At 66.6% G+C, this 19,957-nt stretch carries 25 protein-coding genes; 15 read left to right on the top strand and 10 right to left on the bottom strand.

The window, feature by feature from the left end:
- Positions 1-125 precede the first annotated feature (125 nt).
- The gene (locus B4F19_RS15870) at positions 126-533 is read left to right on the top strand and encodes an AMP-binding enzyme (protein WP_005050745.1); all 408 of its coding nucleotides are present in this window, start codon (positions 126-128) and stop codon (positions 531-533) included.
- Here the strand turns inward: B4F19_RS15870 and B4F19_RS05340 are convergent.
- Positions 454-1,008 carry a hypothetical protein gene (locus B4F19_RS05340; protein ID WP_005050743.1) on the bottom strand — a complete coding sequence of 185 codons (555 nt, stop codon included), beginning with the start codon at positions 1,006-1,008 and terminating at the stop codon, positions 454-456. The two genes, B4F19_RS15870 and B4F19_RS05340, sit on opposite strands and share 80 nt — an antisense overlap.
- Before the next feature lie 897 nt (positions 1,009-1,905).
- Between B4F19_RS05340 and B4F19_RS05335 the strand changes: the two genes are divergently transcribed.
- Positions 1,906-2,688 (top strand): IclR family transcriptional regulator, encoded by a 783-nt coding sequence (locus B4F19_RS05335; protein ID WP_039712028.1) that lies wholly within the window; start codon positions 1,906-1,908, stop codon positions 2,686-2,688.
- A 99-nt stretch (positions 2,689-2,787) separates the two neighbouring features.
- On the opposite strand, the gene B4F19_RS05330 is transcribed toward B4F19_RS05335, so the two are convergent.
- Genes B4F19_RS05330 through B4F19_RS05305 form a run of 6 tightly spaced genes read right to left on the bottom strand, consistent with a single transcriptional unit; the run spans position 2,788 to position 7,368 of the window.
- Complete coding sequence (locus tag B4F19_RS05330) at positions 2,788-3,627, bottom strand: aldo/keto reductase (RefSeq protein WP_005050739.1); 840 nt, start codon at positions 3,625-3,627, stop codon at positions 2,788-2,790.
- The gene (locus B4F19_RS05325) at positions 3,624-4,862 is read right to left on the bottom strand and encodes an NAD(P)/FAD-dependent oxidoreductase (RefSeq protein ID WP_005050737.1); all 1,239 of its coding nucleotides are present in this window, start codon (positions 4,860-4,862) and stop codon (positions 3,624-3,626) included. Before B4F19_RS05325 ends, B4F19_RS05330 begins: the two co-directional genes overlap by 4 nt.
- Before the next feature lies 1 nt (position 4,863).
- Positions 4,864-5,058: a ferredoxin gene (locus B4F19_RS05320; protein ID WP_005050734.1), complete on the bottom strand. Its 195-nt coding sequence runs from the start codon at positions 5,056-5,058 to the stop codon at positions 4,864-4,866.
- A gap of 14 nt (positions 5,059-5,072) precedes the next feature.
- Positions 5,073-5,387, bottom strand: coding sequence for a hypothetical protein (locus tag B4F19_RS05315; RefSeq protein WP_005050731.1), 315 nt, complete (start codon positions 5,385-5,387; stop codon positions 5,073-5,075).
- Entirely contained in the window at positions 5,384-5,977 is a 594-nt protein-coding gene (locus B4F19_RS05310; RefSeq protein WP_005050730.1) for a 3-phenylpropionate/cinnamic acid dioxygenase subunit beta, read from the bottom strand. The genes B4F19_RS05315 and B4F19_RS05310 overlap by 4 nt, the downstream gene beginning before the upstream one ends.
- On the bottom strand, positions 5,974-7,368 hold the full coding sequence (locus B4F19_RS05305; RefSeq protein ID WP_194384097.1) for a Rieske 2Fe-2S domain-containing protein: 1,395 nt from the start codon (positions 7,366-7,368) through the stop codon (positions 5,974-5,976). Before B4F19_RS05305 ends, B4F19_RS05310 begins: the two co-directional genes overlap by 4 nt.
- 145 nt (positions 7,369-7,513) lie before the next feature.
- Between B4F19_RS05305 and B4F19_RS05300 the strand changes: the two genes are divergently transcribed.
- Positions 7,514-8,242, top strand: a complete 729-nt coding sequence (locus B4F19_RS05300) for a class II aldolase/adducin family protein (RefSeq protein ID WP_005050727.1) — start codon at positions 7,514-7,516, stop codon at positions 8,240-8,242.
- 51 nt (positions 8,243-8,293) lie between these two features.
- On the opposite strand, the gene B4F19_RS05295 is transcribed toward B4F19_RS05300, so the two are convergent.
- The 3 genes from B4F19_RS05295 to B4F19_RS05285 form a co-directional block, all read right to left on the bottom strand.
- On the bottom strand, positions 8,294-9,208 hold the full coding sequence (locus tag B4F19_RS05295; protein ID WP_005050725.1) for an alpha/beta hydrolase: 915 nt from the start codon (positions 9,206-9,208) through the stop codon (positions 8,294-8,296).
- Positions 9,205-9,918: an alpha/beta fold hydrolase gene (locus B4F19_RS05290; protein ID WP_292733188.1), complete on the bottom strand. Its 714-nt coding sequence runs from the start codon at positions 9,916-9,918 to the stop codon at positions 9,205-9,207. The genes B4F19_RS05295 and B4F19_RS05290 overlap by 4 nt, the downstream gene beginning before the upstream one ends.
- Before the next feature lie 420 nt (positions 9,919-10,338).
- Positions 10,339-10,518, bottom strand: a complete 180-nt coding sequence (locus B4F19_RS05285) for a LysE family transporter (protein WP_005050722.1) — start codon at positions 10,516-10,518, stop codon at positions 10,339-10,341.
- A 711-nt stretch (positions 10,519-11,229) separates the two neighbouring features.
- On the opposite strand from B4F19_RS05285, the gene B4F19_RS05280 reads away from it, so the two are divergent.
- The 12 genes from B4F19_RS05280 to B4F19_RS05225 form a co-directional block, all read left to right on the top strand.
- A complete protein-coding gene (locus B4F19_RS05280; protein ID WP_204947467.1) occupies positions 11,230-12,213 on the top strand; it encodes a bile acid:sodium symporter in 984 nt (327 codons plus the stop codon).
- 7 nt (positions 12,214-12,220) lie between these two features.
- Positions 12,221-12,556, top strand: coding sequence for a Cd(II)/Pb(II)-sensing metalloregulatory transcriptional regulator CmtR (gene cmtR / locus B4F19_RS05275; RefSeq protein ID WP_067165134.1), 336 nt, complete (start codon positions 12,221-12,223; stop codon positions 12,554-12,556).
- Entirely contained in the window at positions 12,553-12,897 is a 345-nt protein-coding gene (locus tag B4F19_RS05270; protein ID WP_048809235.1) for a hypothetical protein, read from the top strand. Before cmtR ends, B4F19_RS05270 begins: the two co-directional genes overlap by 4 nt.
- Complete coding sequence (locus B4F19_RS05265; protein WP_048809234.1) at positions 12,894-14,999, top strand: heavy metal translocating P-type ATPase; 2,106 nt, start codon at positions 12,894-12,896, stop codon at positions 14,997-14,999. Before B4F19_RS05270 ends, B4F19_RS05265 begins: the two co-directional genes overlap by 4 nt.
- A gap of 272 nt (positions 15,000-15,271) precedes the next feature.
- A complete protein-coding gene (locus tag B4F19_RS05260; protein ID WP_054678994.1) occupies positions 15,272-15,667 on the top strand; it encodes a hypothetical protein in 396 nt (131 codons plus the stop codon).
- A gap of 91 nt (positions 15,668-15,758) precedes the next feature.
- On the top strand, positions 15,759-16,427 hold the full coding sequence (locus B4F19_RS05255) for a DsbA family protein (protein WP_045246904.1): 669 nt from the start codon (positions 15,759-15,761) through the stop codon (positions 16,425-16,427).
- The gene (locus tag B4F19_RS05250) at positions 16,427-17,446 is read left to right on the top strand and encodes an NAD(P)-binding domain-containing protein (RefSeq protein ID WP_045246903.1); all 1,020 of its coding nucleotides are present in this window, start codon (positions 16,427-16,429) and stop codon (positions 17,444-17,446) included. The genes B4F19_RS05255 and B4F19_RS05250 overlap by 1 nt, the downstream gene beginning before the upstream one ends.
- 13 nt (positions 17,447-17,459) lie before the next feature.
- Positions 17,460-18,176, top strand: a complete 717-nt coding sequence (locus B4F19_RS05245) for a copper resistance CopC family protein (protein WP_048809232.1) — start codon at positions 17,460-17,462, stop codon at positions 18,174-18,176.
- Positions 18,173-18,448: a zf-TFIIB domain-containing protein gene (locus B4F19_RS05240; RefSeq protein ID WP_045246902.1), complete on the top strand. Its 276-nt coding sequence runs from the start codon at positions 18,173-18,175 to the stop codon at positions 18,446-18,448. Before B4F19_RS05245 ends, B4F19_RS05240 begins: the two co-directional genes overlap by 4 nt.
- Before the next feature lie 77 nt (positions 18,449-18,525).
- The gene (locus tag B4F19_RS05235; RefSeq protein WP_045246901.1) at positions 18,526-19,059 is read left to right on the top strand and encodes a signal peptidase II; all 534 of its coding nucleotides are present in this window, start codon (positions 18,526-18,528) and stop codon (positions 19,057-19,059) included.
- Positions 19,056-19,391, top strand: a complete 336-nt coding sequence (locus B4F19_RS05230) for a DUF6804 family protein (RefSeq protein ID WP_045246900.1) — start codon at positions 19,056-19,058, stop codon at positions 19,389-19,391. Before B4F19_RS05235 ends, B4F19_RS05230 begins: the two co-directional genes overlap by 4 nt.
- Positions 19,388-19,957, top strand: a 570-nt coding sequence (locus tag B4F19_RS05225) for a TlpA family protein disulfide reductase (RefSeq protein ID WP_292733181.1), incomplete at its 3' end; no start/stop codon positions are given. The genes B4F19_RS05230 and B4F19_RS05225, both read left to right, overlap by 4 nt.

Raw genomic sequence — 19,957 nt, 5'->3', positions numbered from 1 at the left:
GGAGGCATCTGATGAGCCGTCGATCTATGCTCGAGCAGGAAACCGATCCGCTACACCCCGCGCGGATGCTACCGCGCACCTGAGACGAACGCGCGGTCCTTCACCGAGGATGGCTACATCTCGACATGATCAACCGAGGCAGCGAGAAGATTTCGTGCGAAGAGGTGGAGGACCTCGTCTACCGCTATGACAGCTTCGATCTAGCGGCCGCCGTCGCGATGCTCGACCCCGTGTTCAGCGAGCGGGTATGCGTCTACGTGAGTCTCAAGGAGGGCGGCCCGCTCGGGCTCGAACGGATCCGCGCCGCCATGGAGTCCGCCGGGGTGGCTAAGCATAAGCACCCCGAGCGGCTGATCGCCGTCGACGACATGCCCCTCACCAAGGTAGGCAAGATTGACAAGAGGGAGCGGAGAGGGCTTTGCCCGCCGCGACAGCGCCTAATGGGGCAGACGCTCAGCGCCCGCGCCGCCACGCGAGCCAGTGGCGGATGCTCTCCTCGAGCGCGTGCAATAGAGGCAACATCACCCAGATGACGCACGCGACGGTCAGTGGCGTCGTACATAGGATCTGGAGGTACGGCGGCAGGCCGGTCAGGAGCGGAGCGATGAAGTAGGCGTTGAACATGGCAGGCGGTACCAGCGCGATCCACACTAAAATCGCCGTCCACCACCGCGGGCGCGCGGGACCGGCCGTCGGGATTGCACCGGTGAGGGCGTCCGGAGTCAGTGGACGGGCCTGCCCGATCGTGAGCGGCACGGCCTGTTGCAGGTGCGCCTGCCGCTCCTTACTGTCCTCCCACCGGATGAGGTCATGGGGGGAAGCGAACGTGATCTCGACGACAACCTGGCGCCGGTGCCGTTCCGAGACTCGGACCTTCGACTCCCGGTAGCCGGGGAACGACTGGGCCCGGCCGGTGAAACCATGCGCCCACTCGGTGAGATCGTCCAGCCGCCCGGGGACGGCTGTGCGCGCCACCCGAGCCGTGACCGTGAGGTTATCTGGTTGCATGGTGTCCTCCCGGGGCAGAGGAAGCCCCGTCTCCCAGCGTATTGCGCCGATGACGCGGCACTGAACAGCTTCCGACCATCGGGGTCCGGATCAATAGCGCGAAATAGTGCTCTTCCGAGCAGTGGAGTGTCACCGCCACTGCCGCCTCACGCAGGATGGAAAGTTGAAAGACCTGGATCGACGGGGAGGTCATTTGCACGAGGCGTTTCGCTTGCTGCGGGAAGAAAGGCTCAAACGAGGCCGATACCATCGCCGAGCGACGGTGTATCACCCGGACGTAGAAGAGGTCGACCAGCTCTACGGTGTCCGGCTTCAGCTGGAGTCCTTAGGCGCGCGCCGGACGGTGGACGGATGCTGCGCTCCGAGATCGGCGCTTCGCGCGAGTACGGGACGCTAATGGATGCGGCGCTGGCAGTCGGTGACATGGACGCCTGGCTGGTGGCGCACCACGCGTTCCTCCGCTGCTGCGTCGCGCGTGCAGACATCCCGTTGGGGCGGGTAGTGGACTCCTACCCGGAACGCTGCTTACACATCTATCAGTTGTGGCACCCGCAGTCGTTCGCCATCGCTCATCGCGAGTACGAGGCCGTCCTCGAGTCGATCGTCAGGCGTCCGACGCCCAGGGGATCGATCTGTCGCCGCTGGCGACCCACGAGTTCGCCTTCGACGATGCCGCCGCCGCCTTCGAGCAGTCCCGCGACGCGTCCAGCAGCCTGAAGGTCCTGCTCCGACCGTAGAGCGCCTGGGCCGTCGGGGCCGTCACAGGGAGCCACGCGGGCGGCGTGGGGTGGCACGGGCTGCAGTGGCACCGCGGAGACGATCCTCCCGCCTGTCGGGTCGGCATCGGAGCGCGCGGTGCAGGAGGAGCGCGCCCACGTTGCAAGTAAGCTTTCTGCCGTGCAGAATCGACAGCTCGGGTCGCCGGGCGATCCACCCCAGTATCCGATCGAGTCGGTCGACAACGCGCTGAAGCTGATCCTGCTGCTGGGTGAGGAGCACGAGCTGCGGCTCACGGACGCCGGTGCCCTCCTCGGGGTGGCGACCTCGACCGCGCACCGACTTCTCGCGATGCTGGCATGGCGCGGCTTCGTGCGGCAGAACCCGGTGACCAAGGCTTACGGCCCTGGCCCGGCGCTGACGACGGTGGCCTTCTCGGTGCTGCGCAGGATGGATGTCCCGAGACTGGCGCAGCCGATCCTCGAGGACCTCAGCGCCGCCCTCGGTGAGACCTGCCACCTGGGCACGCTCGAGGGCAACCATGTCCGATTCCTCGCCGTTGCCGAGCCCGATGTGGCCGTGCGCGTGGTTTCGAGACTGGGCAAGACCCTGCCGGCGCATTGCACCTCGACCGGCAAGGCGCTGCTTGCCGAGCTGAGCGACGAGCAGCTCTTCCGGCTGTACCCGGACGAGCAGCTCGAGATCGTCACACCGAACTCCATACGTTCCCGAGACGAACTCGTCGCCGAACTGGTTCGGACACGACTGGACGGTTATGCCGTGAATCGGCAGGAAAGCGAGGACGGCGTGGCGAGCGTCGCGGTCCCGGTCCACGTCTCGTCGGGACTGCGACTGGCGATCAACGCCTCCGCGCCCGTGCAGCGGTTACCGCCGGGCAAGGTCAAGTCCCTAGCGCGGTCACTGCAGGACGCCGCGATCCGCCTCGCCGAACTGTTGGGGTGAACCGGCCCGGGTCGTCGTAGCGCCCATGGATGCGCTGCGCACGCGAACACGCCGCTGATGAGCGTGGCTGCGGGAGCGACCGACCCGCCGCCGTGGGCCTCAGTGCCCGTTGGCCGGATCGTCCGGGTCGCGGGCGGCTTCTTCGCCTTGATCCAGCCCACTCAGCGTCGCCATATCCTCCGAGCTGAGCGTGAAATCGAAGACGTCGATGTTCTGCGCGAGATGCTTCTCATCGCCGGCGCGCGGGACGGGAACGATCCCTTCCTCGATGTGCCAGCGCAGTAGGACCTGTGCGGGCGACTTGTCATACTTCGACGCGATCGCGGTCACCGCGGGATCGGACAGCAGGGCTCCTCCGCGTCCGAGCGGGCTCCACGCCTCGGTCAGGATGCCGTGAGCGCGCTGGAAGCTGCGCTGTTCGACACGGGCGATGTCGACGCTGAGCTGGATCTGATCGACGTCGGGGACGACACCGGTCGCGTCGACGACGCGCTGAAGGTGGTGAGACTTGAAGTTGGAGACGCCGATCGCCTTCACTCGTCCCTCTTCGAGCAGTCTCACCAGACCCTTCCACGCTTCGACGTATCGGTCGAGGGCCGGAACCGGCCAATGGATCAGGAACAGATCGAGGTAGTCGACGCGAAGGGTCTTCAGCGATCGGTCGTACGCGCGCTGCACTCCCTCGACGCTGTGGTCCTCCTTGTTGAACTTGCTCGTGATGAAGACCTCGTCACGAGGGATGCCCGATGCACGCAGACCGGCACCGACGGCCTCCTCATTCGCGTACTTGTACGCCGTATCGAACAGGCGGTAACCGTAGCCGACCGCCTTCTCGACCATCGTTGCGCACTCGTCTCCCGTGAGTGGCCACGTGCCCACCCCGATTCGCGGGATGCGGTGACCGTGCAGGAGGGGGAGGGTGGTGTCGTCAGCTCTCATCGGGCGGCCGCCTTCGCCGGAGCCGTGCTCGAGGGCTCGAGGAGGGCGCGCAGCCGATGTATCAGCTCGTCCGCCTTCGCTCGCGAGGCGACCGAGCGGCGGGCGTCGACGAGGGCACGCGGCCAGTTCACGATGACGGCACCTTCGGCCTGCCCTTGGCTCTCGCCGTACACGACGGCGAAGCGGTCCTGCGCAGGGTCGCCCACCATCGTCCAGTGATCAGATCCGGTATGCCCGACGATCTGGATCTTCCAGTCGTACTGGTCGCTCCAGACATACTCGGTCGTGTCGTAGTCCTCGCAATCATCAGGGTGGACGATGTTGTGTGCGACGACGCGAGCCTGATCAACGGCATTGGTCCAATGTTCGAGGCGCAGCGAGACGTTGCGCGACGCACTCGCCCAACGTGCGATATCGCCGACGGCAAAGATCTCAGGATGCCCGATGGCCCGCAGCCCAGAGTCGCAGGTCACCCCGTTGTCGAGTTCGATGCCGGAACCCTCGAGCCACTCTGTGTTGACCACAGCTCCGATACCGACGAGAGCTGCATCGGCCTCGATGATCTCGCCGCCATCGAGCACCACGCGCACCCCGTCTGCCGTCTGTTCGACGCCTTCGACTGTCCTTCCGAAGTACTCCTCGACGCCCTCCTGGGCATACTTGCGGCTGAAGATCTGGCCGACTTCGGCATTGAGCACCCGCGACATCGGCGCCGGGAACGGGTCAACCATGCTGACCCGTACGCCCGCCGTGATCGCCGTTGCGGCAGCCTCCCCCCCGATGAAGCCTGCGCCGATGACCACAAGGTGCCGCGCTGTGGCCAGCTCATCCCGCAAGCGCTCGGCATCGCCGCTGGTACGCAGCAAGTGAATATGCTCACCTTCACCCCACGGAGAGCGACGGGCGCGTGACCCGGTGGCGATCACGAGTGTGTCGTATGAGACGGCTGTACCGTCCTCGAGCGTCACAACCTGGCCTTCGAGGTTGAGGGATGCCGCGGGCGTGCCGAAGATTGAGATGGCTCCGATCCCCCGCGTCTCGTGCTCGGAGAGAAGCTCGATCTCGTGTCGCGCCGTCTCACCGGTGAGGTACTTCTTCGAGAGCGGAGGTTTGTCGTAGGTGGGATGGCGTTCCTGGTCAATCAGGACGATCTCGCCCTCGAATCCCTCGCTTCGAAGGGCTTGGGCGGTCTTGAGCCCACCAACAGAGGCGCCGACGATGACGACCCGCGACACGTCAGTCCTCCACAACCAAGGCGGAGACGGGGCAGCTGCGCGCCGCCTCCTCTACTCGCTTGCGGTCACTGTCGGGCAGGTCCTCGCGCAGAACGATCACTAGGGCGTCGTCATCTAGGTCGAAGTAGTCGCCCGCGGCGACAACGCAATTGGCGTAGCCCTGGCAGGCGCTGCGGTCGGCGATGATCCGTGCCATCGGTCTCTCCTTTTCTACTGCGGTCGCATTTCGGGAAACATCGGCTGGTCAGGCCGCGCGATCATCTCGGAGAACGTCTGCGTGGTCTGCCAGGTCAGGGCCTCGAGTTCCATGGGGTCGATCGCGATCCACTGGCCAGTTTTCGGGGCGTCGATCAGTAGCCTCGTGCCGTTGTGAGTTTCCACGCGGCGCACTTCGATCTCCGAAAACTCGTTGGCGATGACGAGCGGCTCTCCGACGGTGCGGGCAATAAGACGCTCGCGCTCCGCCGCCGCAGCCGCCGCGGCATCACGATCGACGTCGGCACCCTCCCAGTCGAGGCCGCTCACAGGAAGATCGCCAGGTTCTGGGTGCGGAGCACCGACTCGTCCACCATGATCACCCGACGTGCCAACTGCAGGTCGTCACCGACGCGACGCAATACGTCCTCGCGGTGAGCGGAGATGATTGACGGCTCGTTGACGTCTCCCCGGCTGCGGAACAGCAGGACGGCGGAGTCGACGATGAGCTCGTCCTCGACCGAGGACAGGAACACGCGCACGTTCGTCACGTAGTGACGCAGGCGTGAGGGAGGGTCCTCCGTCCAAGCGTGTTCAGTCAGGAATCGCGCGACCCGGCGGCTGAGCGAGTACTTATTCTCGTCCCAGTGCGACATCCCCCTCGCCGTCGTGAAGGAAGACCCGAGAGCCGTCGTCTGACGCACCGGCATGATGTAGTGAATATCCTCTGTAAGCGTCTCAAGCCAGTGCTCGTACCGTTGCTCGTCGAGGGTGTAAGCCTCTTCAATCAACCAACGATGCGCCTCGAGATGCAGTTCGTCGGAGAACAGTAGGGACCGCCCGACTCGATCGGCGCGCGTGGCGTGGGCGCCGAGAGGCGATTGCTCGGATATCTGGACACCGGTCTCGGTGTTCATCATGCGGGTGCCTCCCCGTTGTTGGTGATGCCTGTACCGATGCTCGCGACCTGCACCTCGACTTCGTCATCGGTGTCGAGGTAGTCGGCCCAGCGATCGAGCAGATGACGCTGGTTGTACTCGCCGTAACCAACGTGCGCGACGCCTGGACCGGCGAACTGTTCAGGAGTCAGCGCAGCGACGACCGGAGTGTCGTCTTTGAGAGTCCCCATCCGACTGTTGAGCAGGAGCCGTCGAGCCATCGAACCCTTGGCAGTCGTGGTCAGCGAGACCCAGTTCTCGACATCGTCCTGCTCGAACATTCCCGTGCTACCGAAGCACATCAGGTAGGCCTTGTACGAGAGATCCTTGAACTCCTCCGGCGCCTCGGCATCGACCGCGAACCAGGAGTAGACCTCCGTCTCGTTCTCGCTAATGGGCTGCCACGAACGGATCGAGATGAAGGGCAGCACGTCGTCCCCGTCCTCCACCTTCGGCCAGTTGTGCACGAAACTCATGTTCGGGAAGAGCGATGCCGCAGAGATCATGAACCCGTCACGGCCAATCACATCGAGCTGCTCAGGCGACCACTGCTCCTTCATCCGCTCGATCATCGCGTCGGGATATCCGACATAGCGCAGCCGCTCCTCGAGGCTGCCAGGCGGGAGCTTGTAGGTCGTGCCGCCGCCGTTGCCGGCCCAGTACGTGTTGCCGTCCTTGCGCTTCTCCGCCTTCGGCTCACGGAACAACCCGATCTCGACGACCGAGGTGTGGGTCTGGGGCGTGTGATACATGTCGCCGGCGAAGTTCTCGGCGCCGATCTTCCAGTTCGCCTTGACGCGCCACCGCTGCGGGCCACGCAGCTCGATGCCCTTGGCGCTCTGCCCCGTGTAGTAGTCGAGGTAGAACGCGAAGTCGCCGATGTATTCCCGCAGGGTCGGCGCGTTCGGGTCCATGCTGATGAAGATCAGACCGTTGTATGTGTCGAGGTTCGGCGCCGGGAGCAGTCGTGCACCCTTCTTGTTGAACCCTGCCTCACCCCCGTAGGCCTCCTCGTGGAACGGGAGGCCCATAATCCGGCCGTCGTTGCGGTATGACCACCCGTGGTAGGGGCAACGGAAGTGGGAGGCGTTGCCGACCTCGGCGCGGCACACCTGCATCCCGCGGTGCAGGCACATGTTGAAGTGCGCCCGAATCTCACCACTCTCATCGCGCACGACGATAAACGAGTCGTCGAGCACATGCCGCACCACGTAGTCACCGGGCTGAGGGATCTCGGATTCATGTCCGACGAAAATCCACGCGCGGCTGAAGAGCTTGCTCTTCTCCTGCTCGAAGATCTCCTCGTCGTTATAGATGTGCGCCGGGATCATGCCGCGCCGCACGTCCTCGAAGATCGTCGTCTTGCTCGCCATTGGGCCGCTGCTTCCTGATGTCAGAGTCCTATTCCGCGCCTTGAAGATGATGTCGGTCGAAACCGGTTTTCTTTAAGACAGAATCTGATTCTGCTAGATTTTCCAGGAATTCGCAATCGGAGATCACGCCTCGAAGGAGAAGTGGATGATGAACGACTACGTCGACGAACGCATGCTCGTCGCCAATGCTTGCCGCGTGCTCGCGGTCCGGGGGCTCGTGGACGACATCCTCGGGCACGTCAGCCTGCGGGTCGACGACGACACCGTCCTCATCCGAGCCCGCGGACCGCAGGAGCGGGGGCTGCGGTTCACCACCGCCGACGACATCCTCGCCGTGCCCCTTGAGGGATCGTTCGAGCTCGCCGGCGGGTACCGGGCGCCGAACGAGCTGTCTCTGCATCTTGAGCTGCTGCGCCGCAATCCTGCGGCTCGATCCGTCGTCCACGCGCATCCGCCGGCTGTCGTCGCGTTCTCGCTGACCGGACGGACGTTGCTACCGATTGTCGGTGCCTTCAACATCCCCGCTATGCGGATGGCGCGCGGCGGCATCCCCGCGCACCCCTCGTCTGCGCTGATCCGCAACCACGCACGCGCGACGGCCATGGCGGACGATTTCGGCACGCGGCCGGTCGGCATCCTGCGCGGTCACGGCCTCACGGCCGTCGGCGAGAGCGTCCCGCAGGCCGTCATCCGCGCGATCAATGTCGACAGCCTGGCTCGCGTGCACCTCGCCGTTCTGCAGGCAGGGGCCGAGCCTATGCCGATCGATGACGACGATCTCGCCGACCTGCCCGACCTGGGTGACGCATTCAACGACGGGCATCTCTGGCGATTCCTGCTGCAGGAACTTGCTGAGCAACGGCTCCTGCTGTAGTCGGGCCATCACAGATGTCCGGAGCCCGGGTCGCGATCAACTGCACCATCCTCACCGCCGCAGGCGCACATTTGGACCGAGCCACTCCGTCACCAGGGTGAGTACCGCATCGCTGTTCGACTCCTGCATCAGCATGTGGCCGTTGCCAGCCACGTTCGCTGCCGTCAACGCGACGAACCTGACATCGCCGCCTCGCTCGGCGAGCCAGTCAGCAGTCGCGCGGTCCGACTCGATCGGATGATCGGTGTCGTGGGTACCGACCATCACGAGGGTCGGTAGGCCGTCCAACTCCCTGTCGCCGATATGGACCTGCGCACCGCGGACGTTCTGCCGCTCGAGGAGGAGCCCGGCTGGGATTGGCACCAGCTGCGAACGGAGCTCGTCCAGGTGACCGGGTGGGAACTGCTCGCTTGCACCGACCAGCTTCGCCTCGATGAACTCTGGTCCGGGATGCCACCAGCCGCGACGGGGAAGCCTCCAGGTGAGCGGGCGTCCCTGGACGACGATGTGATCGGCGTCCTCTTCCAGCACGGCGGGCTCGGGCTGGATGTCCCCGGGGGGAGCGGGTGCCAGCGCGACTAGGGCGATCAGTGAATCCCGATGGTGGAAAGCGACCCGATAGCCGAAAGCGGCGGACATGGAGTGGACCACGAGGACGACCGGGCCGCCGAGCGCAGCGATTAGCTCGACGATCGCGCCGGCGACCGCCGCCCCATCCAGCCGCGTGTCGGGGTCCCATGCGCCGCCAGCCGACAACCCAGGCCACGTCATCACGACCGCGCGGTATCCGGCTTCGGCGAGACGGGGTGCCCACCCGGGTCGCCCGCCGATCGCTCGACTCCAGCCACCGGGGCCCACCCCCCCGCCGTGAACGAGCAGCACCGTCGCACGGGCGGGGCCGCCGGGCAGCCATTCGGCGTAAGCGACGGTCCCAGCGGAAGTCGCGAAAGAGCGAAACGTCGTCACGACATAACGGAGACGATGGCTGCTGCCAGCTCCACCGGGCGCGTCAACATGGCCATGTGGCTCCCCGGCGAGCTCGCGGTCGTCGGGTTCGTGAGCCGGTCTGCTGATGCGCGGTACAACTCCTGCGGCACAGCCCGATCCTCTTGCAGGAAGATGTAGCCGCTCGGCACGTCACCGGTGCCGGCCGACCGAAGACGGATCGGCTCGTCGAGCCAACCGCCAGGCGACGGCACCAGACGGGGCTCGACCTGCGCGTGAAGCTCCTCCGATCCGTCCTGCAAGAAAGCCGTCATGAATAGCGACGGCGGGATCGGCACGCTCTGGTCGGGCGAGGACGCGGCTGTGCCACGGGCGAAATTCGCCAACTCGGTGGGGAGGATCGCATTGATCGACTCGCCGTCGGCGAGTACCCACGCGTCGATGAAGATCGCCTGCTCCACCTGCTCCGGCATCGCCTCAGCTACGAGCTGGATGAGCGGGCCGCCGCCACTGTGGCCGACTACGACGAACCGGTCCCACCCCTTGTCGGCGATCCGGCCGATGAGATTGTCCGCCATGGTCGAGAGCGTGACACCTGCACGGTCGTCGTTGTCACCGAGACCCTGCAAGGTTGGGGCCCATACCTCGTGGCCTGCCTTCGCGAGCTCAGCGACAACGCCGTCCCACGCCCAACCACCCTGCCAACCTCCATGAACCAAGACGATGCGCATTCTGGAACTCCTTTGTTCACCGACGGCGGGTTCCGTCGGATGGAATCCCACTCTACCTTGCAGAATCTGTGCAGAACAACAGTCCTGCTCGATCCCATCAGAAAGGGTCATTCGTACTCGTCGAGCTTCCGGAGGACGGTCTATCCGAGCGGCGTCTCACGGAGGTTCTGCAGCATGATCGCCCGGTTCATTGGCGAGCTGCATTGCGGGACCTCTCTGGCCAGCGTGACCGCCACTGCGCCGAGCGGGGTGCCGGATCCACGTGAGTCGCGTCGACACGAATCCGGAGATTGTGCCGGCGCCCAGCACGATGAGGGAGTTGACGATCATCCTGACGATGATCTGAACTCCGCCGAGAACGAATCCCTGAGCGGTCGTGTTTCCCTGCCCGTGATCTATGAACTGCGGGATGATCGCGAGTTACATGACAGCGGCCTTGGGGTTGAGCAGGTTGGTGACGAGCCCCATCCGGAACAGCTTCGACCGGGAGTCGCGCGCGTGGGATTGTGTCTCGAATAGCCCGTTGCCGCCGGGGCGCAGGGTTGCGGACGCCAGCCACGCGAGATAGAGCACTCCAGCGGCTGTCCCGGTCCAGCTCACCTTGACAGGGCTCTCAGGGGTGAGTGCTCGACCGGACGATCCCCCGCGGACTCGCCATGGAGCCACGGCCAAGGAATGCGGAGATCGAGGACGCCGGTCGCGCTGAGCAACACCGGGATGAGGAGAAGAGTGAGCCGCCCCGTCGGCGATCGCCCTCGCCTCTGAACGGCGCGGCTGCTCACTCGTTAACACACTCTAGGTCGATCTGCCTGCCGCAAGCGGGCATCTGAGTTGAGTCGGACCAACTGTAGGAAAATGCCATTTCGCGTGGAATCCTGGCCCTGAAACCGTTGCCAACTACCGTGGAATCGCGAGGGGTTCATGCCATCTCGAGCGGGAACCCACAATAGGTGTCGGATCCCGATGATCCTTGCGTAAACCGCGATATCGACCGGACAACTTTGCGAGTGCGCAAAGTCCAGACTCGGCCTCAGACCCGACGAGGTCATTCGACCTGAATGCGCTGTAGGTTCCGGTTGGATGTAGGTTCTCGGCGAAGATGGCGGATTCTTAGATGAAGTGGCGGACAAGTGGCGGATCCGAAAGATTGGTGAGAACGATGCGTGTAAGTGCCGTGTCGGTTCCTATCCGAAATGACAGATTCCGCGGGTAGTTGGCATGCACCTAGCAGTCCTGCCATTGGCTGGGGGTGAAGGGTTACTCGCTCACTCGATTAGGGGCGAACCGGCTACATTCGACAGGCTTGTGCTCGTGTGCACAGCTGTGGAGTGGTGGGAGCGGCATCAGGTAGTGCTCTACCTCGCAGCGATCGCCGTGGGTGCGGTGGTCGGTCTACTCGTGCCGGCGGTGGCGGATCCGCTCGAGTCGGCGATCAATCCCGTGCTCGGGTTGTTGCTGTACGCGACGTTCCTGGGGGTGCCGTTCACGGCGATCGGCCGGGCCTTCACGGATTGGCGGTTCCTGGGCGTCGTGCTCGTCCTGAACTTCGTCGTCGTGCCGGTGGTCGTGTTCGGGTTGAGTCGCGCCGTGGCGGCTGATCAGGCGGTGCTCGTTGGGGTGTTGTTCGTGCTGCTGACGCCGTGTGTGGATTACGTGATTGTGTTCACTGGCCTGGCTGGCGGTGCACGTGCGCGGCTGCTTGCTGCCACGCCCCTGCTGATGCTTCTGCAGATCGTGTTGCTGCCGGTGTACCTGTGGCTGATGGCCGGCGCCGAGGTGGTGGGTGCGTTCGACCCGCATCCGTTCGTGGAGGCATTTCTGTTGTTGATCGTGCTGCCGCTCGTTCTCGCCGCCGCCACGCAGCTGCTGGCGAAACGGTTCCGTGCCGGCCGCGCGATCGAGGGCGTGGTGCTGGCGGCAATGGTGCCGCTGATGATGCTGACTCTCGCCGTGGTGATCGGCTCGCAGGTCTTCGGCGTGAGCAGCGCTCTCGGCCAGCTGCTAATCGCGGTTCCCGTGTTCGTCGTGTTCGTCCTAATCGTGGCACCACTCGGTGCGCTCCTCGGGAGCGCGGCACGCTTGGATGTTCCCAGCCGCCGGGCGGCCACGTTCAGCGGGGTCACCCGCAACTCGCTGGTCGTGCTCCCGCTCGCTCTCGCGCTGCCGGCATCTTTCGCTCTGACGCCGTTGGTTGTAGTGACTCAGACCTTGGTGGAGCTCGTCGCAATGGTGGTCATGGTCGCCGGGGTACCGCGACTCATCCGCCCTCGCATTAGTACAGCGGAGAATGTATAGTCAGCCTGTGCTGACTCTTACTTCTCGCCTCGATGTGATGAACCGGCTGGGTCGGGCGATGGCCGACCCGACCCGTTCCCGGATCCTCCTCACACTGCTGGACGCTCCCGGCTACCCGGCTGAGCTGGCACGAGATCTCGAGCTGACCCGCACGAACGTCTCGAATCATCTGACGTGCCTGCGGGGCTGCGGGTTGATCGTCGCCACACCGGAAGGTCGGCGCACCCGGTATGAGATCGCCGACCCGCATCTGACCCAGGGGTTGCGACAGCTGCTCGAGGCGGTCGTCGCCGTCGACGAGGGCGCCCCGTGCATGGACGATCAGTGCGAGTGCTGCGCATGAGCCTCATCGACCGTGACCTGCTGCCGGTGGCCTGCACGCTGACGCCCGGCGCTGGTGCTGCACAGCTAGCCGCGTGGCAGGAATTCAACGACGACTACCTCCTCGACATCGACAGGACGGCCGCCCAGATCACCGTCCACTACCCAAAGATCGACGACGCGACCGCCCGGCTGACGGAGCTGGTCCGCACCGAGCAGTCCTGCTGCGCGTTCGCGACTTGGGCGATCGACACGACCCACCCCGACCTGCGCCTTTCCGTTACCGGCACCGATGACGCACTGGCCGCGCTCACGTTCCTAGAGCAGACGCCCGCCCCCGCAACGAAGGAGAGCGTGCAGTGAGCGAAGAGTGTTGCGGCCCCAACGAGCCGCGCAAGCCCGGTACGGTCCGGCGCATCGAACTGTCCCGGCCGCTCTCGACCGGTGACGCCTGCTGCGCCGCGGAACCCTCCTCCAAGACCGCGGCGCCAAGCGCGGTGCACGATGCGGGCGATGCCTGCTGCGGCCCCGACCTCGCCACCACCCCCACCGAGGCGGACGAGGAGCCGGAGGTCCGCCCGCCCTGGTGGCGCGACTTCGCGTTGCTTCCCTCCGCGCTGTCCGGGCTGTTCCTCCTCGCCGGATACACGTTCGAGTGGACTGGTCTGCACATCCCGGCGCTGGTGCTGCAGTGGGCGGCGCTGCTCGCCGGCGCCTACACCTTCGTCCCCGGCGCGATCCGCCGCCTCATCCGCGGTCGCCTCGGGGTCGGGCTGCTGATGACCATCGCCGCGATCGGCGCGGTCCTGCTCGGCCACGTTGGCGAGGCCGCGACCCTGGCGTTCCTGTTCTCCCTGGCCGAGGCGCTTGAAGACCGGGCGATGGACCGCGCCAAGGAAGGCTTGCGCGCCCTTCTGTCCCTCATCCCCGACACTGTCCGCGTCTCCCGCCTAACCAGCGACGTCACGATCCCCGCCGCGGACGTGCGTGAGCTGGACATCCTCGTCATCGGTGCCGGCGATCGCATCGCCACAGACGGCGTGGTCGTGGAGGGTAGGTCGAGCCTGGACACGTCGGCGATCACGGGCGAGTCGATCCCGGTCGAGGTCGGCCCCGGCGATCCGGTCGCCGCCGGTTCGGTCAACGGGGCGGCGACGTTGCGGATCGAGGCAACTGCGGACGGCCGCGACAACTCCCTCACCCAGATCGTCGCCCTCGTGGAGCAGGCCCACGCCCGCAAGGGCAACCGGGCACGCCTCGCCGACCGGATCGCGAAGCCGCTCGTTCCCGTCGTCCTGATCGCCGCTGCCGTGGTCGCCCTGTTCGGGCTGCTGGTCGGCGACCCGTGGACCTGGATCGAACGCGCCCTCGTCGTCCTGGTTGCGGCATCCCCGTGCGCGCTGGCCATCGCGGTGCCCGTGACGGTGATCAGCGCGATCGGAGCGGCGTCAAAGTTCGGCGTCGTCATCAAGTCAGGTGAAGCGTTCGAGCAGCTCGGCACGATCCGCGCCGTCGCCCTCGACAAGACCGGCACCCTCACCCGCAACGAGCCCACCGTCGTCGACGTCCAGCCCGCACCCGGTATCACCCGCGACGACCTGCTCGCCTGGGCCGCCGCCGTGGAGGCCACCAGCACCCACCCCCTCGCCGCGGCCATCATCGCGGCCGCACCCGTCGCCAGCCCCGCAACGGAGGTGGTCGAGGAGGCCGGGCATGGCATCACCGGGACCGTCGACGGCCGGGCGATCCGGGTCGGCAATGTCCGCTGGCTCCATCCCGCCGGCCAGCAGTTGAACGCGGAGGCGATTGCCGCGCAGGGCATGACCGTCGTCGTGGTCGAGGCGGACGGGCAGATCGCCGGCCTGATCGGCGTGCGGGACGAGCTGCGCCCGGAGTCGGCCGAGACGGTCCGGATGCTGCAGTCGCAGGGCATTGAGACCATCATGCTCACCGGCGACAACACCCGCACCGCCCACGCCATCGCCGCCGAGGCGGGCGTAACCGACGTTCGCGCCGAGCAGCTGCCCGCCGACAAGGCCGCCGCGATTGAGGCGCTCGTCACGCAGCAACCGACCGCGATGGTCGGCGACGGCATCAACGACGCCCCGGCACTGGCGACGGCGACGGTCGGGATCGCGATGGGTGTGAAAGGCTCCGCGGCGGCGATCGAGTCCGCCGACGTCGCCTTCATCGGCCACGACCTCCGCCTCATCCCCGGCGCCCTCGCCCACGCCCGCCGCGGCCGACGCATCATGACCGCCAACATCGGTCTGGCTCTGGCGATCATCGTCGCGCTGTTCCCGCTCGCCCTGTTCGGCATCCTCGGGCTCGCCGGCGTCGTGCTGGTGCATGAGATCGCCGAGGTCGTCGTCATCCTCAATGGCGTCCGCGCCGCCCGTCGCCCCGCTGCGCTACGGCAACTCGCCACGGTGCCCGCTCGCCAGCCCGAACCCGCCCACGCCTGACCACCGACCCCTCGCCCCGCGGTGGCAGAACACCGCCCGACTTGGAACCGGCCCTTGTGAAGACCCCCATCAAAGCCACCTTCGCCACCGTTGCCGTCGTCATCGTCCTGGTTGACCGGCTAGCCGCGCCGGACCCGGCCGGCGCTGCCGGCGCTCCCGTGCTCGGGTGAACCGGGCTCCGAATGGGTTTAGGTGCGTACGGTAGGCTGTGGGCGATGGTCTCTTCGGCCCGGACTCCGCGCTCCACGACGCTGAATGAGCAATTGTTGATAATGAGGCTCATTACCAGCGTCGGTTTGGCGCTGCTGCTGATGTTGGGTCTGGCAGCGACGGGTCACACAGAGGCGGACGGTTCGACTCCTGTTCCGCTGGTGATTTCTGGGTTCATGGACCCCCACGTCGAGCCCGTGGCAGACGCCCCAGTCGAGCATGAGGCGGTCGCCGGTGGCGTCGTTTCTGGGCCGAACGCGTTGGTGGGCGCTGCGCTGTGCATGTTGGGCGTGTTGTGCGGGCTGACGTTCATGGTGGTGCTGCGGGGGTTGTGGCGTCGGCGGATGCCTCCGGTTCTCGGTGACGGGCCACGGATGCCTTCGCTGCTTCCGGCGCCGGCTGCCCGTGCTCACCCGATTGTCTTTTCGTTGACGCAGTTGGGTCTTTCCCGAACCTGACATTTGGCACGCCACCCTTTCCGGGTGGCGCTTCGTCCCGGGCTGCGTGCCCGGGTTCTGTCCTGTGCCGTGTCTTGGTTTGGAGTACCCGATGAAAACCCCTGTGAAGGCGACGCTCGTCACCATTGCCGTTGTGGTGGTGATGGTGATCGCCGCGTTGATCTATGTCCTTGTCAATCAGAGCCAGTCCGCTCCACCTTCATCTGGGGGCGGTGACGCATCCCCGCAGGTGGTGCGGGAGAGCTCGCATGTCCTCGACGACGGCGGGGAGGGCGCTGTCACCCTGGTGGAGTTCCTCGACTTCGAGTGCGAGGCGTGTGGCGCGTTCTTCCCGATCGTGGAGGATATGCGGGAGCAGTTCGCTGGGGAGATCACGTATGTGGTCCGCTACTTCCCGCTGCCCGGTCACTTCAATTCGAAGAACGCGGCGGTCGCGGCGGAAGCGGCCGCGCAGCAGGACCGGTTCGAGGACATGTATGTCCGGTTGTTCGAGACGCAGGCGGAGTGGGGTGAGGCGCAGGAGTCTCGCGCCGACCTGTTCCGTGGCTTCGCGGAGGAGATCGGTCTGGACATGGCCGCCTATGACGCCGCCGTGGCGGACCCGGCTACGGCGGAGCGGGTGGAGCTGGATTTCGAGGAGGGCCAGGCGCTCGGGGTGAGCAGCACGCCGACGTTCTTCCTCGACGGTGAGCTGCTCGAGCTGCAGGAGTGGGACGACCTCGAGAACGCCATCCAGGCTGCGGTGAACGGTGGCCGGTGATGCGGGCGGGTTTGACGCATCGGCGGGCGATCATCGTCGGCGCCGGGCAGTCTGGGCTCGCGGTTGCCGCGGCTCTGGCCGCGGAAGGGCTGCGGCCGCAGCACGAGTTTGTGGTGATCGACGCCGCCAGCACGGGGCAGCGTTCCTGGTCCTCACGGTGGCATTCGATGGAGCTTCTCAGCGACGCCCGGCATAGCGCGCTGTCTCCGCGGCGGCTGCTGGGTGACCAGCGCCGGCATCCGCGAGTGGACGAGATGGCGGACTACCTCACCTTCGTGGAAGCCGGGCTGGGCGTGGAGACGGTCTGGGGCATCCAGGCGACCGGGGTGGAGCATCGCGGGAACGGCTCGACTCTGCTGCTGTCGACGACGGCAGGGGAGGTGCAGACCCGCAACGTGATCTGCGCGACGGGCGCGGCCGCGCACCCGCGGATTCCGGAGTGGGCGTCTCTGCTGACGATGCCCGGGGTGGTGCTGCACAGCAGCGAGTACCTGTACCCGAAGCAGATCCCCGTCGGCGACGTGCTCATCGTGGGCGGCGGGAACAGCGGTGTGCAGCTGGCCCGCGAACTGTCCGCGTCGCACACCGTGACGCTGTCCGTGCGAACCCGGCGGCAGCATCGCCCCGCGATGAGCTATCCCGCCGCGGCGGGGGAGAGGGTGCCGCTGTTCTCGCGGGAGCGTCGCCCCGAGCCGATCTTCGGCGACAGCTATGAGCAGCTGCGCCGCGTCGGGGTCACGATCGCAGCTGCGGTGCAGGACGCGGCCGGCGCCGGGGTGACCTTCGCCGATGGCACGCAGGCATCCCCCCGCTCGGTGATCCTCGCCACCGGCTACACCCCTGGCGACGACTGGCTCCCGGAACCGGCCCGCGTCGACCGGCCGCGGCGCACCCTGACCGGCCTGCCCGGGCTGTTCGTGGCGGGGATGCCGCAGTACGGCGGCCGCGGCTCCGACACCCTCGCCGGGGTCTGGAAAGACGCGACGACGATCGCCCAGCACATCATCAACCGGCCCTGAAAGGACCACCGCCTTGACCACCGTCACCGACCACGAACACCCGCACCGATCCGGCTCACGGAGACGCATCCTCCTCCTGTCCACTCTGACGACGCTGCTGCTGGCCGCCGGGCTCCTGTTCGCCACCGCGGCGCCCGCAGCCGCGCACGATGAGATCGTCTCCTCCTCCCCGGAAGCCGGATCCACGGTCAGCGTGGTCCCGGAGGAGATTTCGCTGACGTTCAGCGGCGAGATCCTCACCGATTTCAGCGCCGTGATCATTGAGGTGGTCGCCCCGGACGGGCAGAACATCGCATCGGGGGATCCGGTCATCGACGGGACCACGGTCACCCAGGCGGTGACGCCTGGTCAGGCGGGCGTGTACACGGTGCGGTGGCGGGTCGTGTCCAGCGACGGGCACCCGATCAGCAACGAGTACCAGTACACCGTCGAAGCGGTCACCGTCCCCACCAGCGCCCCTACCCCCGAAGCGACCGAGGAGCAGACACCCGACCCGTCTCCCACATCTGCCGCCAATACGTCCGGAGAGGTTCACAACGGGCCATCCGGAGGTGGGGAACTCCTCCCCGTCCTTGCGGTCCTGAGTGGCGTAATCGTGCTGGGCGGCGCGCTGGTGGTCGTGCTCATGGTGGCCAGAGAGCGTCGTCGCCGCGACCGAGCAGCCGCGGCCGCGGCCGCCGCGGATGGTGGAACCGCCGACGACCAGCAACAGAAGGAGAACCCCTCATGAAATGTCCGGTCGACGGGACCGCCCTGCTGATCACGGAACGCTCCGGGGTCGAGATCGACTACTGCCCGCAGTGCCGGGGCGTCTGGCTGGACCGTGGCGAGCTCGACAAGATCATCGACCGCGCCGCCGACCTTGCCGGCGGCGGCCGGCAAACCAGCACCGCCCCCTATCCGCGCGAGGGCGACCACCGTTCTGACCGCGACAGGGATCATCACGGTCGCTCCGGGCGTCGGCGGAAGGAAGGGTTCCTCGGTGACCTCTTCGACTTCTGACACCAAAAACCTCTTCCTGATAGCCGGTCTGATGACCGGGTTATCATCGGCCCTCGCGAACGCAGGAGGAGCCGCTGATGGTTCGTGAGCAGACCCGGCGGTTCGCGGTCGCGTGCCTGGCCGCCGCTGTGGTGGTCCTGGTCGACCAGGCGACGAAGGCGGCCGCACTGGGAGGGTTGAGTCAGGAGGAGCGGATCCCGCTGCTGGGGGATCTGCTTGGGCTGCAGCTCGCGTTCAACCCCGGCGCGATCCTCTCCCTCGGAGCCGGGGTCACCGGGCTGCTCACTCTCCTCGGGGTCGGTGCCGTGGTGCTGCTGGTCGTCGCCGCCGCGCGGGCGCGGACCGGATGGTGGGCGATGGGGATCGGCCTGATCCTCGGGGGCGCGATCGGGAACCTGATCGACCGGCTGTTCTCCCCCCCTGGGTTCGGGGTCGGGCACGTCACCGACTTCCTCGCCTACGGGAACCTGTTCATCGGCAACCTCGCCGACGTCGCCCTCGGTGCCGGCGTCATCGTCCTCGGCCTGAGCCTGTGGACCCGACACCGCCGCTCCCGCGTCAGCGCGGACAGCGCGGCGCCTGCGACGGGCTCCGTGGTGAGCGGGTCATGATGGCGAAGCAGCGGACCTCGTCCGTATACCAGCGCAACGCGTTCGCGCCGGGGCTGCTCGCGGCGGCGGTGTTGTTCCTCGCGCCGGTACTGATGGGCGGGGACTGGTTCACCGTTGTGCTGTTCGTCGCCGCGATCTTCGCGGTCATCGTGGGGTGGTTCGCGATCCAGGCGCGGCAGTGGTGGTGGTTGCCTGTGTTCGTCGTGATCGCCGTGATTTGGAACCCGGTGTTCCCGTTCCCGTTCACCGGCCCGGTGTGGACTGCGGCGCAGCCGGTCGCCGCGGTCGTGTTCCTGGTCGCCGGCGCCCTGATCAAGGTCAAGCGCGCATGATCCGCCGCCGCGTCCTTGCCGCCATGACGCTGGTCGCGGCGCTGCTGCTGGCCGGGTGCACGTCCAGCGACTCGCTCGCGCAGCAGTACCGGGACGGAAGCGAGAAGGGCTACATCGCCGGTGACTTCCAGATCGTCGAGATCCCGGATGCCGACCGCGGGGAGCCGGTGGTGTTCGAGGGCGTCACCGAGACCGGGGAGACGGTGTCCAGTGACGACTACCGCGGCGGGGTGCTGGTGGTGAACTTCTGGTACGCCGCGTGCGGGCCGTGCATCGTCGAAGCCCCGATGCTCGAGGAGGTCTGGCAGGAGTATCAGGACCAGGGCGTCGCGTTCCTCGGGGTGAACACCTACGACCAGCCAGCCACCGCACTGTCGTTCGCCCGTGACAACAACGTCACCTACCCGAGCGTGATCGACGTGAACGACGGACGGGTCAAGCTCGCGTTCGCGCAGGTCACTCCGATCCAGGCCACCCCCACCACCTTGGTCATCGACCAGGAGGGGCGGGTCGCGGCGCGGATCATCGGGCAGTTGGCCAGCGCGTCGATCCTGTCCACCCTGGTC

It is taken from the genome of Microbacterium sp. UBA1097 (assembly GCF_002313585.1).
In the GTDB taxonomy this organism is placed as follows: domain Bacteria; phylum Actinomycetota; class Actinomycetes; order Actinomycetales; family Microbacteriaceae; genus Microbacterium.
This window is presented reverse-complemented; position numbering and strand designations above follow the sequence as displayed.